Origin of the sequence: Novosphingobium sp., from assembly GCF_031417815.1 — a bacterium.
In the GTDB taxonomy this organism is placed as follows: Bacteria; Pseudomonadota; Alphaproteobacteria; order Sphingomonadales; family Sphingomonadaceae; genus Novosphingobium.
The window spans coordinates 1-15,389 of the sequence record NZ_JANOWI010000013.1 but is presented as its reverse complement, the minus strand read 5'-3'; the positions used below and the strand labels follow the sequence as shown (position 1 = coordinate 15,389).

The window sequence follows — 15,389 nt, the reverse complement described above, 5'->3', positions numbered from 1 at the left end:
GTACGAGATCACTTCGCGCTGATTGGTCAGGCGGATCTTGGCGACCTTGCGCAAAGCCGAGTTCGGCTTCTTCGGCGTGGTCGTGTAAACGCGGGTGCAAACGCCGCGCTTCTGCGGGTTCTGCTCCATCGCAGGGACCTTCGACTTGGCCTTCTGCGGCACGCGGCCCTTGCGGACCAGCTGGTTGATAGTGGGCATTAAAGACTTCACCTTACTGTGGCCGATGCGCCCGAGGTGAAGAGGATGCGGAACCCGCGAGTGCGCGCAAATTGCGGGGCCAGCCCGCCAGCAGCACATCACGAGCCGAAAACACTCCACCCAGTCAGAACGGCCGGGTTACTTTGACGGGAAGTGCCGGGGAAAACCCCTGCCCGCACCGCCAATGTTCAGCTCAAAGTTTCCCGAAGAGACCGTCGCCCCTCCGGGAAGAGGCCGCCGTTACGGGGATTCGCTGGCGGGGTCAAGCCATGCTGACCTTGGCTAAGTGCTTTGCGTACCCGGAACCTCGGTTAAGTAACGCTCGGGAAACTGTATTTATTCGGGACTGACCGAGCGATCACCGATTGCTTCGACGTCTTTTTTCCTTAGTCTCGTTACCGAATCACGCGGAGGGGAACAGACAATGGCAACGATCACCGGCACGGCCGATCCCGAAACACTGCCCGGCACCAGCGGCAACGACACAATTTCGGGTTTGGGCGGCGATGATGTGATCATTGGCGGTACTGGCAACGACACCATGTCAGGCGGCGACGGTGACGACACTTTTGTCCAGGATCACATTTCGCTGGGCGGCGATACTTTTGATGGTGGAGCGGGCAACGATACGATCCGGCTGCTTTCGATCCCGGAAGTGGTTTACTCTGCGTTTGGCAAGATCTCGCTCCATATCCTCGCCGGTGCGACTACGCCCATTTCCGCGATCACCTCAATCGAGCGTCTGCAATTTTCCGGCAATGCCGGCGATCAGCTGCTGGTTCAAATTACCCCCGCGCGATTTGCCTCGGCCGGAATCGGCGAAGTCATCGGCGGCGCTGCTCGCGACATCCTGGTATTCGTGGTGACGAGCGCCGGGGCCTATTCGGTACCGAATTTTACCCTCAGCAATTGGTCGTCCGCCCCGGCCAATGCTTGGGACACTGTTGATGATCTGGTCCTGCTTGCCGTTGCCGGGCCGGGTGACTATACTTTGAGCGCAGCCGCCGGGCTTAACTCCATGCAGTTCCTCCAAGGCGGTGCCGGCAACGACCTGCTGATCGGCTCGGACAATGCCGATATCCTCGCTGGCGGTGCCGGGGCCAACCAGTTGCTGGGCGGCGGCGGCAACGACATGCTGTACCTGGTCAACCAGGCGACACCCATTCCTGGGGTACCGGGTGGTTACAACCCGGTGACCACCTTCACCGGTTCAGGCAGCCTGTTCGACGGCGGGAGCGGCACCGATGTTCTGGCGATTGGCGGTTTCGTCAATTTTCAGGGGACACTGCAGAATGTCGAAGGCGTGCGGCTGCTGCCGCCCGTCTTCCCTGTCACGCCCGGCGTGGCGCGGCAGGAACCCGCAGTATTCCAGATCGACAGCGCCCGTCTGGCCATGTTGCCGGTCAATGCATTTTTCGCCGGTACGGGAACCGTTATCGTCGACGTGCTCGATGGGCAGAGCTTCAACGGTTCGCAGTTCGTCGTCGAGGACCAGGTCCATTTCGAGATCAACGGCGGAATTGGCGACGGCGTCACCTTGGTCGGAACCGGCCAGGACGATACGATCCGCTTTGGCGCAGGTGAACAAAGTGCGGCCGGCGGGGCCGGCGCGGACGGGTTCCAGGTCGGCTTTGGCAACGGCACCGTCACCGATTTCACCCAGGGGAGCGACTTTGTCGACCTGTCGAACACCGGCATCAACTCGCTCGAACGGCTCGCCGATTTCGTGAGCCAGGGCGCAACCGGGGCGCAGATCGGCGGGACAAGCGGCGGGGCGCTGCATCAGATCACCCTGCAAGGGATCAACGCAGCCAGCCTGACCGCAGGCGATTTCCAGCTCGCCTTTGGCAGTGGGCCGGTGTTCGAGCCAGGCACGACCTTCGATGACGTGCTGTTCGGCTTCGGCTTCAATGACCTGCTGTTGGGTGGCGGCGGCAACGACCGTATCTATACCGGCGGCGGCCAGGACGTGGTACACGGCGATAGCGGCAATGACACCATTGTGGTCGACGGGCTGATCGGCTTCGGCAGTGTGTTCGACGGCGGAGCCGACACCGACCGGTTGCTGGTTCGCACCGGCGCCGCGCAATTCATCCCGGGCTTCGGCCCGCTCGCCCTGCTGACCGGAGCGACGGTCTCGGGCGTCGAAGAAATCCAGTTCGGCACGCATTCAGGCGAGTCACTGCGCATTTTGATTGGCGCGTGGCAGATGGGCGGGATTGCGAGTGTGATCGGCGGCGACGGCGCCGACAGCTTCATCATTTCGGCGAACTTGTCACCCACCAACACCTATACGATCCCGGTGCTGAACCTGCAGAACTGGAGTGCTAACGATCTCGTCGTGCTGGCGGTCGGTACGGGAACGGCCAACACCACGCTCAACTCGATCGCGCATGGCGGAACCTATGTGCTCAGCGGCGGCGTCGGTAACGACGTGCTCAACGGCAGCTCTGGCATCGAGGTCTTGATCGGCGGCAATGGCAATGACCGGATCAGCGGCGGCGGCGGCAATGACAGGATCGACGGCGGACAGGGCAGCGATACCGCGGTGTTTGCGGGACTACGCTCAAGCTATGCGGTTACGGCGGGACCGGCAGGTGCGGTGATCGTCGGCGGCACCAGCGTCAGCAATGTCGAAGTGTTCGAATTCGCCAATGGCAACTTTATCTGGAATGGCACGAGCCTGGTCTACGACAATCACGCGCCAACGGCGCAGGCCGACAGCGCAGCCGTGGCCGAGGACGCGGTGGTGACCGGCAATGTGCTGGGCAACGACGGCACCGGCGAGGCGAATCCCCTGGCGCCCGATGCGATCAGCGTCTCGGTGGTGAACGGTCAACTTGTTACGGGCGCAACCACGATCCAGGGCGCATATGGAACGCTGACCATCGGCCCCGACGGAGCTTACAGCTATACCGCCAACGGCGATATTCTAGACGCGCTGCCCGCCGGGCAGAACCTCTCTGAAACGTTCGGCTACACCGTCACTGACAGCTACGGCGCAACTGCCAGCGCCAGCCTGACGATTAATGTTACGACCGTGGCGGATCTGGTGACGGTCACGCTGGGCAGCGGCCAGAACCTGTTCAACGGCAGCGCGGCGGACGAGATCGTCAACGGCGGCAATGGCGCGGATCAGATTTCAGGCAACTCCGGTTCGGACCGCCTCTACGGCGGCAACGGCGACGACCGGCTGGATGGCGGTAGCGGCTGGGATCTGCTCGTCGGTGGCAACGGCCTGGACCGGTTGTTTGGCGGCAGCGGCAACGACGTGCTGGTTGGCGGCAAGGGCAACGATATCTTGACCGGCGGTAGCGGTGCCGATGTCTTTGATTTTTCAAAGCTCTCTGGGGAGAACGACCGGATCATGGATTTCGAGGCGGGGATCGACAAGATCCACCTGGCCGATGGAGTCAGCATCACCGGATCGAACTTCGTTGGTGGATCGACCCTGCTGACGCTGTCCAGCGGCAGTACGATTGAACTGGTCGGGGTGACCCAATATGGCAGCATCGCCGATCTGACCATCGCCGAACTGCCGCAATGGACCGACGGCCTGATCTACGGCTGATTCGGCTGCCTCGCAGCGCCAGCCCACAAACCATTTTCCTACACTCCCGCGCCTCGGGTAAAGGCTTTCCTCCACGGGGGAATCCAACACCTTTGCCAAAGGCCCCTGCCCTTGCCCTCTGCGCTTGTCACCAAATCGCCCCGCCCCGCTCGCCGCACCAGCCGCACCGCGTTTGCCGCTGCGCCGCCTGAGCCGGACGATCCGTTGCTGGGCTTTACGCCCTATCTCCACACGGCGCCGCGGCGCAATTCGATCACGCCCGAGCGGCAGCGCGAGTTCATTGCCATGCTGGCGGCAACCGGGATTGTCACCCAGGCGGCGCGCTCGATCGGGGCTTCGCTGGAGGCGCTGTACCGGCTGCGGCATCAGCCGGGGGCCGAGGGGTTTTCCGCCGCGTGGGAGCTGGCGATTGATCGCGGGATCGCCCGGCTGGAAGACTGCGCGCTGGAGCGGGCGATCCAGGGCGAGGAGCGGATGATCTTGACCCAAGGCGTGGTGGTGGCGCGCTGGACGCGCTATGACACCAGCCTGATGCAGTTTCTGCTGCGCCAGCGCCGCAGCCGCCGGTGGAATTCGGAAGGCGCTCACTTTGCCAATCTCAAGCCCGGGCATCCGGTTTACGAACGGCTCAAACGCGAGTGGGACGCTGAGCGCTGGCGGCGCAATCAGGAGGAATTGCCGGCCATCCAGCAATCGATTCTCGACAAGCTCGATCTGATGCGCCGCCGGGCAATGGCTGACGGCAGCTATATCGAGCCGTTTCCCGACAAGGACGACACCGACTTCCTCAGCGCGCACGGGCGGAGCGAGGATGGCACCCTGCTGCGGCCAGCCGACGAATCAGAGTGAGAAGCTGGGCCGCTGCTTCAGCCGCGCGCGCCAGGCGGCAATCGCGGGGCGGCCGGCCTCGACATCGACTTTGACCCAGCCGGCGAAATCGAGCGCCACCCCGGCGGTGATATCGGCCAGACTGAAACTATCGATCGCGGCCCATTCGCGGCCCTGCATGTGTTCCTCGAAACGGTCGAGGAAATGCGGCAACCGTATGCGTCCGCGCTCGGCCAGCTGCGGGATCTGCGGATAGTTGTGCGGCCCCGGCAGCGCGCGGTCGACCATGCCCCGGGCGGTGTTGCGCAGCACTTCGGCGATCGCCATGAAGCATTCGCCCTCGATCTTCGCATTCCAGCTCGCCACTGCGGCCTTTTCCAGCGCGGTGGTGCCCAGCAAGGGCGGATCGGGCTGCACCGCTTCGGCCCAGGCGGCGATCCCGGCATTGTCGGTCAGCACCGCTCCGTCTTCCAGCACCAGCACCGGCACCGTGCAGGCCGGGTTGATCGCGCGAAATTCGGGGGTGAGCTGTTCCTGTTTGGATAAATCGATGATCCGCACGTCGTGCGCGATGCCCTTTTCCGCCAGCACGATCCGCGCGCGGCGCGGGCTGGGTGCGGGGGTGCAATCGTAGAATGTGGGCATGACGATCTCCGATCTCGGGGCTGGCATTGGCCTGTGCTTTGGCATAGCGGAGCGGGCATGGCTGACAACACCAAATCCCCCGCCCCTACTGGCCCGCTCGCCGGGATCACCGTGCTCGATCTGTCGCGCGTGCTGGCAGGCCCGTGGTGCTCCCAGATCCTGGGCGATCTCGGGGCTGATGTGATCAAGGTCGAGCAGCCCGGCCAGGGCGATGATACCCGCCGCTGGGGCCCGCCGTTCCTGCAGGATGGATCGCGCGATTCGGCCTATTACCTCTGCGCCAATCGCAACAAGCGCTCGGTCGCAATCGATATTGCCCGGCCCGAGGGGCAGGCGCTGGTCAAGGCGTTCGCCGCCAAGGCCGACATCGTGCTGGAAAACTTCCGCGTTGGCGCGCTGGCCAAATACGGGCTCGACTATGCTGCGCTGAGCGCGGTGAAGCCCGATCTGATTTATGCCTCGATCACCGGCTTTGGCCAGACCGGGCCGGACAAGGACAAGGGCGGCTATGATTTCCTGATCCAGGCGATGAGCGGGCTGATGAGCGTGACCGGCCCGGCCGATGGCACCCCGGGCGCCGGTCCGCTGAAAGCCGGGATCCCGGTGACCGACCTTTCAACCGGGCTTTACGCGGCGATCTCGATCCTGGCTGCGCTGCAGCACCGCACCCGTACCGGTGAAGGGCAACATATCGATCTGGCGCTGCTCGATGCGCAGATGGCGCTGCTCGCCAACCAGGCTTCGGGCTGGCTCAACGGCGCCGTGGAGCCGAAGCGGCTGGGCAACCTGCATCCCACCATCACGCCCTATCAGGATTTCGCCTGCGCCGATGGTTCGGTGATCGTGGCCCTGGGCAATGACCGGCAGTTTCACCAGTTCTGCCTGATGCTGGGCCGTGATGACCTGGCCGATGATCCGCGCTTCACGCTCAGCTCCACCCGCAGCGACAACCGCGCGGCGTTTCTGCCCGCGATCGCGGCCGAGCTGGCCAAGTGGCAATCGGCCGATCTGATCGCGGCGATGGAAGCGGCCGGGCTGCCGGTGGGCCGGGTCAATTCGGTGCCCGAGGCGCTGGCCCTGCCCCAGGTTGCTGCGCGCGGCACCGTCCAGGCGATAGAGCGGCAAGACGGCACCGAAGTGCGCTTCGTGGGCTTCCCCGGGCAGTTCTCCAAAAGCCCGGTCAACTATCGCCACGCCCCGCCGCGCAGTGCGCAGGATACCCGCGGCGTGCTGGCTGGGGTGCTGGGCATGGGCGACGCAGAAATCGACGCGCTGCTGGCTTCAGGCGTGGTGGCGGACACTCTCTAACCCTGCCGCCCGACCCAGTCCTTCACCAGTTCCGCCGCCTGGTTGCACAGCCCCGGTTGACCGAAATAATAGTGGTTGGCGCCGGCGATCAGGTGGTGTTCCTGCGGGCAGTTCTTCGCCGCCGCCATCAGCCGCGCGGCGTGGCTGGGGGTGCAGGCATCGTCGGCCCCGTTCTCGATCACCAGCAGCGGGGCCCGAATCCGCGCCGCACATTTAAGACCATCGCCGTTGCTGTCATCATAGGACCACTGCGACAGCCACGAACGCAGCGTGGTAAACCGCGCCAGCCCGACCGGGCCATCGTTGACCACGTAGGGATCGCCCAGCATGCAATGGTTCGGCGGCCGTTCGTTGGGATCGACCAGCGGATCGAGCCAGCGCGGATCGGCCATGGTGCCGTGCACGGTAAAACAGCGTTCGTGGTGTTCCAGCCCCCCGGCTTTCAGCGCCGCCAGCTCGTCTTTAACCCAAGCGGTGATCCGCCGGTTGCGAGCGATCTGGCGCGCGCGGTATTCGGCCACGAAGTCCGCCGAATAGGGCGGCTTGGGGCCATCCGCCGCATAGAGGTTCCATTGCGGGTTGCGATCGAACGGGCAGCATTCATCCTCGATCGAGGGGTCCATCCATTCGGTCAGCGTCAGGTTGCGCGAAAGATGCGCAGCCAGCAGCATCACGCCATCGGCCGGGATGATCCCCGCTGCGGTCAGGTCATAAGGATCGCCCGCCGGGGTGTGGGTGACGCGCGGATCCTGCGCTTCGGCCTGATAGAACAGGCTTTGCGCGCCGCCGCCCGACCAGCCGCCGAGATAGACCCTGGCATAGCCCAGCTTTTCCTTGGCGTGGCGCACGCAGGCGGCCAGATCCATCACCGCGCGCTCCATGATCAGCGCCGTATCATTGCCGCGATAGCGGGTGTTGCAATAGATCGTGTGGACCCCCAGCCGCCCCAGCTGGCTGACCATCGGCAGCCACGCCCCGCCGCCGATCGGGTGCGAAAAGATCACCACCGCGTCGCTCGGCACATCGGGGAGCAGCCGCAGGCATTCCACCGCAACCTTGCCGATCGCCCCGCCATAGGTATCCTTGAACGCGCTCACCTCATCAAACACGACCATGTAAGGGATGCGCTGAAAGCTGCCTGCCATTGGTATTCTCCTGCGCCGCAGGCTGCCGGATCGCGGCACGGGCGACAAGCAAAACTACAATGCGGCAAAGCCAGCACGCTCTGGCTAATCTTGCCGCAAGGCGGCAGAACGCGGCCACATTCGAATCACAGGCCGTAATCTGATCCGGCTTGCACGATGCCAAGGATATCCACAGAACACCCCGCATGACCGCCACCCTCACCCATCTTCAGCGGCTTGAGGCCGAAAGCATCCACATCATGCGCGAAGTGGTGGCCGAGGCGACACGCCCGGTGATGCTCTATTCGGTCGGCAAGGACAGCGCGGTGATGCTGCACCTGGCCAAGAAGGCGTTCTACCCCTCGCCCCCGCCCTTCCCCTTGCTGCACGTCGATACCACGTGGAAGTTCCGCGACATGTATGCGCTGCGCGAAAAGAGCGCCGCCGCTGCGGGGATGGAGCTGCTGGTTTATCAAAACCCGGAGGCGGCAGCGCGCGGGATCAATCCGTTCGATCATGGCCCGCTCCACACCGATATGTGGAAGACCGAGGGGCTCAAGCAGGCGCTCGACAAATACGGCTTCGATGTTGCCTTTGGCGGCGCGCGGCGCGACGAGGAAAAGAGCCGCGCCAAGGAGCGGATCTTCTCATTCCGCACCGCCAGCCACGGCTGGGATCCCAAAGATCAGCGGCCCGAACTGTGGAACCTTTACAACGCCCGCAAGAAGAAGGGCGAAAGCATCCGCGTGTTTCCGATCTCGAACTGGACCGAGCTCGACATCTGGCAATATATCCACCTTGAGGGGATCGAGATCGTCCCGCTCTATTTCAGCGCCAAGCGCCCCACGGTGGAGCGGGGCGGCATGCTGCTGATGGTCGATGACGAACGCTTCCCGCTGGCGCCGGGCGAAGTGCCGGTCGAACGCTCGATCCGGTTCCGCACGCTGGGCTGCTATCCGCTGACCGGCGCGGTGGAAAGCACCGCGGCGACCCTGCCCGAGATCATCCAGGAAATGCTGCTGACCACCACCAGCGAACGCCAGGGCCGCGCGATCGATCGCGACGGCGGCGATGCCTCGATGGAGAAGAAGAAGCAGGAGGGTTACTTCTGATGCCCGCCGATGTGACCTACCAGACCGACGCGCTGATCGCCGAGGATATCGACGCTTATCTTGATGCCCACCAGCACAAGACCATGCTGCGGTTCATCACCTGCGGCAGCGTCGACGATGGCAAGAGCACGTTGATCGGGCGGCTGCTTTACGATTCGAAGATGATCTTCGAAGACCAGCTGGCCGCGCTCGAACGCGACAGCAAACGAGTCGGCACCCAAGGTCAGGAGATCGATTTCGCGCTGCTGGTCGATGGCCTCGCCGCCGAGCGCGAACAGGGCATCACGATTGATGTAGCCTACCGCTTTTTCGCCACCGAAAAGCGAAAATTCATCGTCGCAGATTGCCCGGGCCACGAACAGTACACCCGCAACATGGTGACCGGTGCGAGCACCGCCGACCTTGCCGTAATTCTGGTCGATGCGCGCAAGGGTGTGCTGGTCCAGACCCGCCGCCATTCGTACCTGTGCCACCTGCTGGGCATCCGCAACGTGGTGCTGGCGGTCAACAAGATGGACCTGATCGGGTACGACCAGGCCCGCTATGATGAAATCGTTGCCGACTACCGCGCCTTTGCCGCTGAAATCGGGATTGCTCAGTTCACCGCCATGCCAATCTCGGGCTTCAAGGGCGACAACATCACCGCGCCCTCAGCCAATACGCCGTGGTATGCGGGGCCGACGCTGGTCGCGCATCTTGAGAGCGTGCCGCTTAACGCCGCGCACGATGCTGAAGGCCCGCTGCGGCTGCCGGTGCAGTGGGTCAACCGCCCCAACCTCGATTTCCGGGGCTTTTCCGGCCTGATCGCCAGCGGCACTGTGCGGGCAGGTGATGCGGTGCGGGTACTGCCTTCGGGCAAGACCTCCACGGTAACGCGCATTGTGACCCTGAACGGCGATCTCGACGAAGCGCAGGCCGGGCAATCGGTGACGCTGTGCTTTGCCGATGAGGTCGATTGTTCGCGCGGCAACGTGATCGCCGCCGCCGACGCCCCGCCCGAAGTGTCCGATCAGTTCGAGGCGACCTTGGTGTGGATGGACGATGAAGCACTGCATGTCGGCCGTTCGTATTGGCTGAAGCTGGGCACCCAGCTGGTTTCGGCCACGGTTCAGCAACCCAAATATGCAATCAATGTCAATACGCTGGAACATCTTGCTGCCAAGACGCTTGAGCTGAACGCGATCGGCGTGGTCGAACTCACCTGCGACAAGCCGGTGGTGTTCGAGCCCTATGCGCAAAGCCGGACGCTGGGCGGGTTCATCCTGATCGACAAGCTGACCGACCGCACTGTCGCCGCAGGCATGCTCCACTTCAGCCTGCGCCGCGCGCAGAACGTCCACTGGCAGGCGCTCGATATCAGCCGCGAGGCCCACGCCGCGCTCAAGCACCAGCGCCCGGCCGTGCTGTGGTTCACCGGGCTGTCGGGTTCGGGCAAGAGCACCATTGCGAACATGGTCGAAAAGAAGCTCCACGCACTCGGCCATCACACCTTTCTGCTCGATGGCGACAATGTCCGCCACGCGCTCAACAAGGATCTTGGCTTCACCGAGGCGGACCGGATCGAGAACATCCGCCGGGTCGGCGAAGTGGCCAAGCTGATGACCGACGCCGGGCTGATCGTGATGACCGCCTTCATCAGCCCGTTCACCGCCGAGCGCGACATGGTCCGCGCGATGCTGCCACCAGGCGAATTCGTCGAGATCTTCGTCGATACCGCGCTGGCCGAGGCCGAGCGCCGCGACGTCAAAGGGCTCTACAAGAAAGCTCGCGCCGGCGAGCTCAAGAACTTCACCGGGATCGACAGCCCCTATGAAGCCCCGCTAAGACCCGAGCTGAGGGTCGACACCGCCAGCGAAAGCCCCGAACAAGCGGCAGAGCGGATCGTCGACTTCGTGCTGGGAGGCAGGATCGAGTCATGGATGCCGGTAATTTGAACGACGGCGAACTGGCCGCACATCTGGCGCAAGTGGCCGGCCGGATCCTGTGCGAGGTGCGCGGCTCAGGTGTGTTTTCGGCCGAGGCGCTCGGCAAGGCCGGCGATCAGACCGCCAACCAGTTTCTGGTCCGCGCTCTGCGCGAACAGCGCCCCGACGACGGCCTGCTCTCCGAAGAGCAACAGGACAATTTCGAGCGGCTCGCCCATGCGCGCGTCTGGATCATCGACCCGGTTGACGGGACCCGCGAATTTGGCGAGCACCGCAGCGACTGGGCGGTGCACGTCGGCCTGGCGATCGATGGTGTGGCCAGCGTCGGCGCGGTCGCCCTGCCCGGGCTTGGCGTGGTGCTGCGCAGCGATGCGCCGCAACCCCTCCCCGCTCTCGCCGATCGACCGCGCATGCTGGTCAGCCGCACCCGCCCGGCGCGCGAGGCGGTGGCGGTGGCCGAAGCGATCGACGCCGAGCTGGTCGCCATGGGCAGCGCCGGGGCCAAGGCCATGGCAGTGGTGCGCGGGGGAGCCGAAATCTATCTCCACACCGGCGGGCAGTTTGAGTGGGACAGCTGCGCACCGGTGGCGGTTGCCAAGGCCCACGGACTCCACGTCAGCCGGGTTGACGGATCACCGCTGGTCTATAACCAGAGCGATCTCTACATGCCCGACCTGTTGATCTGCCGCCCCGAATGGGCAACGCGGGTGCTGGCCGAAGTCGCCGCGCTAAGCGCCTGAGGCACAACCGGGAGTAGGCAATGGCCGATGATTTTTCCGCATGGATCGGCAAACAGGAAACCCGGCATGACCGGTTCGATCCCGCCCGCAGCAATGCGCTCCTTGCCGCGCTGGGCAAGCCCGGCACCGCGAAGGACGGCGATCCGGTGCCGCTGCTGCACCATTGGCTCTATTTCTGGGATGTTCAGCCGCCCGCCGCGCTCGGCCCCGATGGCCACCCGGCCAAAGGCGGATTTCTGCCGCCGGTGCCGCTGCCGCGCCGGATGTGGGCTGGCGGACGGCTGCGCTTCGAAGCCCCGCTGCGCTTCGGCGAGGCGACCGAGAAGCGTTCGACGATCCTGAACATCGAGACCAAACAGGGCCGCAGCGGCACCTTGGTGTTCGTCACGCTCGAACACCGGCTCAGTGGCAGCGCGGGGCTCGCCGTGATCGAGCAGCAAGACCTCGTCTACCGCGCCGCCTCGTCCGAAACGCCCCCGCTGCCGGTGCCGCTCAGCGCCGTCCCGCCCTGCGCCGCGCATCGCGTGATCAGTCCCGATCCGGTGCTGCTGCTGCGCTACTCCGCGCTGACCATGAACGGCCACCGGATCCATTATGACCGGCCCTATGCGATGGCCGAGGAAGCCTATCCGGCGCTGGTCGTCCACGGCCCGTTGCAGGCCACGCTGCTGGCCGGCCTGATCGAGGACCACGCCGGCGCGCCGCTCAAAAGTTTCGAATTCCGCGGGGTATCGCCTGCGTTTGACGGGATTGATCTGCACATCTGCGCCGCCCCCGCAGACACCGGCTTCACCGCCTGGACCCAGCAGGGCGAGGCCCGCAACATGGTCGCCACGGCGACGGTGTGAACTTCGCTGGAATGTGGCGGAGAGGGTGGGATTCGAAAATATCGAGTTTAGTATTGATTTATCGTAATTTTCTCGTCTCACCCTACGCCAGTGCCCCCAGAAATGCCCCTAGAACTTTTGGATGTAAACGGACGATTATGGACCATTTAGTGATGAGCTGACCTGCGCACCTCACACTGATCTCCCGTCCTGTTCATGATACATTTTAGCGTCCCGCAAGCCGCTCACAACTCTGCCGCAGCATCGCCCAGATCGTCTCGAGCGTGTCGCCGAAATCGGGCACGGCAAGGTCGAGAGAGGAGACATAGGCAAGCCAACGACGCCGTGTTTGGGCATCCTGCGACATGGCTGTCGATAGCCCAGTTGGACATTCGAGCGGAATGGCGGTGCCGCGGCGTTCGAATGTGGCGGCAATCGCGGCATCGAGTGCATCGGGTGCAAGCGGCTGCGTTTGCGGCACTGCCCAAAGGTCGTAGAAATCCTTCATCCGGCCATTGTCCAGCCCCAGCGCAACGACCGCCTGAAATTTCTCTGCGATGACGGTTTCGGGTGGGTAGCTGCGGATGTTCGGCTGCTCCATGCCGAGGAGCGATGGATAGTCGATGCTCTGGCCCGGATCGGCCAGTGCGTCGCCAAATCCTATGTCGAGCGTGACCGGAATTCGGGTGCGCTCGAGATATGCTGATGTCTTGAGGCGGATTCCACCATATTCGATCTCTTCCCGTATGGGACTAGCGGCCAGAGCCTCGATATCAAAGACAAGACCATCGCCCGCGTCCACCGCCATGATTTCGGAGAAAATTGCGCGGATCGCTTCCTGGTCGTCAGTCCCAAAGCCGAGGAAATCCATGTCGCGGGTTTCGCGATTGTCATGATCCAGCCACTGCGTGACGAGCATTCCCCCCTTCAGGATGTAATTGTTGCGATGGGGCGACCTGGACAGACGGAAGAGCAGACGTTCAAGTGCGAAGCGTACGAGCAGGATATCAAAGCCGCGCCCTTGGGCGCGCGCCAAGTTGAGCAGTCGGCCTTTGACCGAAGCTGCGACGTTCTTCGAACGATCAACCATTGAAGGTCAGCGCCTCCAGGTAGGGACGCATGATACGCCAGGCACCCCCTGCCCTAGCGGCGTCAGCGATCTCGGCAGAACGCGCCTTGCGCTGGTCCAGCGCTGCGCGCAGTCCTTCAACTGCGACCGACCGATCGACAAGGCGGCCATTGCGGAACAGATCGGCAAGGGTCTTGGGTATCGAATAGATCGGCACGTCTACCCCGGACATTTTGTGATGTTCGATGCCTTGCCCAAAATACTTGTCGGCAAAGCGCACGACACGAACTGGCGGATTGCCAGACACAGGAAGCCAATCGCTGGCTCCGATGGCCACCCAAGTCTTCCGCGGCATTTGATCCGTCAGGCCATGCCAAGCGAGTGCTGACACCATTGCGATCACCCCTTTTGGGATACGTTTTGCGATTTCGGCCAGGGTAAGATCGTTGCTGATTTCTGCTTCGGGGTGCTGGTAAAGACCGCGGCCGATGCGAACGAGGTCGCCATCGTGCAGTGCCCGCTGGATCGTGGCGCCGGCGATGCCTTGCTTGCGCAGATCCTGCGCGCGCAGAATCGAATGCCCGGTCATAAGCATTCGCAGTTTCGCACGTTGGCTGACCCTTTCAACCACGTTACAAATCCTCCAATCAGAATCACTTCACTCAGAGGTTTTGTAACATTGCATCGGGAGAAACGCTAGCCCCTCCCTAAGTCCAATCAGCAAGCATCATCCATGCGCATAGATGAGGTGACAAATATGGGCTCCGGATTCACGCGAACGCCGAAGACCGAGCTCTACAACATGACTGAGCAGGAATTGGTTCGCGAAATCCTGTTCGGCTCGTCACGCCTATACGAGTTCTTCGGCTCTCTCGAAACTCAATCCAAGAACACCTACCGGGACCTCCACCGGATTCAAACGTCGATGTGCGACCTGAATGGAAGGCCGCTATCGGGGGACGTATCGCCAGCACCGTATGACCGGAACGTTGGCGTATCCGGACAGGCCGTTTTCAACACCGATTCGCATGAAGGCAACATTTCCAGCATAAAACTTGGTAGCGTCGGATGCGGTGCTAAAGCTGAGCGTTGCAGGCAAAGCCACCATTTCTCAACAGCTGCCAATTCTCTCGATGAGCCAATCTGGGTCCGCCGAATCCGCCGCATCGCTGCTGCTTCCGAAGTTCCCGAAGCATGTCGGTCTCGCTATCATGCGCTGGGAAGGAGCTCTTGGATGAACGACTATATTTTGCTCATGCATGGTGACACGACCATGGTGACACCAAACGATATGTGGGAAGCTTATTTTTCATTCCTGAACGCGAGTGGTGTTTTCGATGGTGGAAGCTCGATCGGCGGCGGGCGGTGCTTTCGAAAAAATGGCAACCCCGGTCCAGAAGCGATCCATTTGACAGGATACATCAGAGTGCGCGCGGAGTCCTTGGAAGCCGCTTCGAGGTTTCTGTCAGGCAATCCCGTTTATGAATGTGGCGGGACGGTCGAAATTCGCGAGCTGCCGCGCGACTAGCAACGGGTCGTCGCCTCCCTGTCCAGATCCATGTGCGCAAAATGGGAAAGTCGGCGGTCCCAGGGATTGTCTTCGAGGCCTTTGCCCGCCTCCGTCTCGAATATTCAGGTCGTGCTGGTTATGACCCTGAAACTGCCGTTCATTTGGAAATGCAGAAACGCTCATTCGTCAGGCTCCAAAGTGATGGGGATCGGATCGCCGGGCTGGGTATTATCTCACATCTTCTTGGGCAGAAACGCCCGAACCATAAACCAGGCGAAGGCGAACACGCCGACGCTGAAGACCAAATCCCCTGGCACGCGCGCCCAGACCAGGCTTTGCATGATCGGGCTATGGATGAACTCGGCTGAACGTGCATAGGCATAGCCGTGCTCGATGCTGGCGTAGGTTTGGAGGATGCCTTGGGGCAGCAGCGACAGGAATGTCATCATCGCGATGCCGAGGTTGAGTGACCAGAACGCAAGCTTGAGTGACTTCTGGTTCCACTGGGTCACGTCAGTCAGGCCGCGCATGC

12 protein-coding genes and 2 pseudogenes are annotated in these 15,389 nt (G+C 62.9%); 8 read left to right on the top strand and 6 right to left on the bottom strand.

What is annotated here, in order from left to right; genetic code table 11:
- A pseudogene (rpsL, locus tag RMN99_RS02930) lies at positions 1–198 on the bottom strand (30S ribosomal protein S12); the annotation flags it as partial.
- A gap of 424 nt (positions 199–622) precedes the next feature.
- Here rpsL and RMN99_RS02925 point away from each other — a divergent pair.
- On the top strand, positions 623–3,769 hold the full coding sequence (locus RMN99_RS02925) for an Ig-like domain-containing protein (RefSeq protein WP_309621795.1): 3,147 nt from the start codon (positions 623–625) through the stop codon (positions 3,767–3,769).
- Positions 3,770–3,880: 111 nt separating this feature from the next.
- The gene (locus RMN99_RS02920) at positions 3,881–4,618 is read left to right on the top strand and encodes a hypothetical protein (RefSeq protein WP_309621794.1); all 738 of its coding nucleotides are present in this window, start codon (positions 3,881–3,883) and stop codon (positions 4,616–4,618) included.
- Here RMN99_RS02920 and RMN99_RS02915 read toward each other — a convergent pair.
- A complete protein-coding gene (locus RMN99_RS02915; RefSeq protein ID WP_309621793.1) occupies positions 4,610–5,242 on the bottom strand; it encodes a glutathione S-transferase family protein in 633 nt (210 codons plus the stop codon). The genes RMN99_RS02920 and RMN99_RS02915 overlap by 9 nt on opposite strands.
- Before the next feature lie 57 nt (positions 5,243–5,299).
- On the opposite strand from RMN99_RS02915, the gene RMN99_RS02910 reads away from it, so the two are divergent.
- A complete protein-coding gene (locus RMN99_RS02910) occupies positions 5,300–6,550 on the top strand; it encodes a CaiB/BaiF CoA-transferase family protein (protein ID WP_309621792.1) in 1,251 nt (416 codons plus the stop codon).
- Here the strand turns inward: RMN99_RS02910 and RMN99_RS02905 are convergent.
- Positions 6,547–7,695, bottom strand: a complete 1,149-nt coding sequence (locus tag RMN99_RS02905) for an alpha/beta hydrolase (protein ID WP_309621791.1) — start codon at positions 7,693–7,695, stop codon at positions 6,547–6,549. The genes RMN99_RS02910 and RMN99_RS02905 overlap by 4 nt on opposite strands.
- 185 nt (positions 7,696–7,880) lie before the next feature.
- Here RMN99_RS02905 and cysD point away from each other — a divergent pair, with 185 nt between their 5' ends.
- The 4 genes from cysD to RMN99_RS02885 are packed head-to-tail and all read left to right on the top strand — an operon-like array spanning position 7,881 to position 12,299.
- Positions 7,881–8,786, top strand: a complete 906-nt coding sequence (gene cysD, locus RMN99_RS02900) for a sulfate adenylyltransferase subunit CysD (RefSeq protein ID WP_309621790.1) — start codon at positions 7,881–7,883, stop codon at positions 8,784–8,786.
- On the top strand, positions 8,786–10,720 hold the full coding sequence (gene cysN, locus RMN99_RS02895) for a sulfate adenylyltransferase subunit CysN (protein WP_309621789.1): 1,935 nt from the start codon (positions 8,786–8,788) through the stop codon (positions 10,718–10,720). Before cysD ends, cysN begins: the two co-directional genes overlap by 1 nt.
- Positions 10,702–11,451, top strand: coding sequence for a 3'(2'),5'-bisphosphate nucleotidase CysQ (locus tag RMN99_RS02890; protein ID WP_309621788.1), 750 nt, complete (start codon positions 10,702–10,704; stop codon positions 11,449–11,451). Before cysN ends, RMN99_RS02890 begins: the two co-directional genes overlap by 19 nt.
- A gap of 20 nt (positions 11,452–11,471) precedes the next feature.
- Positions 11,472–12,299, top strand: a complete 828-nt coding sequence (locus RMN99_RS02885; RefSeq protein WP_309621787.1) for a MaoC family dehydratase N-terminal domain-containing protein — start codon at positions 11,472–11,474, stop codon at positions 12,297–12,299.
- A gap of 205 nt (positions 12,300–12,504) precedes the next feature.
- Here the strand turns inward: RMN99_RS02885 and RMN99_RS02880 are convergent, their stop codons facing one another.
- Both RMN99_RS02880 and RMN99_RS02875 read right to left on the bottom strand, forming a co-directional pair.
- Positions 12,505–13,368, bottom strand: a complete 864-nt coding sequence (locus RMN99_RS02880; protein ID WP_309621786.1) for a nucleotidyl transferase AbiEii/AbiGii toxin family protein — start codon at positions 13,366–13,368, stop codon at positions 12,505–12,507.
- Complete coding sequence (locus RMN99_RS02875; RefSeq protein WP_309621785.1) at positions 13,361–13,936, bottom strand: AbiEi antitoxin N-terminal domain-containing protein; 576 nt, start codon at positions 13,934–13,936, stop codon at positions 13,361–13,363. Before RMN99_RS02875 ends, RMN99_RS02880 begins: the two co-directional genes overlap by 8 nt.
- A 144-nt stretch (positions 13,937–14,080) precedes the next feature.
- Between RMN99_RS02875 and RMN99_RS02870 the strand changes: the two genes are divergently transcribed.
- Positions 14,081–14,875 (top strand): hypothetical protein, encoded by a 795-nt coding sequence (locus tag RMN99_RS02870; protein ID WP_309621784.1) that lies wholly within the window; start codon positions 14,081–14,083, stop codon positions 14,873–14,875.
- Positions 14,876–15,090: 215 nt separating this feature from the next.
- Here RMN99_RS02870 and RMN99_RS02865 read toward each other — a convergent pair.
- A pseudogene (locus tag RMN99_RS02865) lies at positions 15,091–15,389 on the bottom strand (nitric-oxide reductase large subunit); the annotation flags it as partial.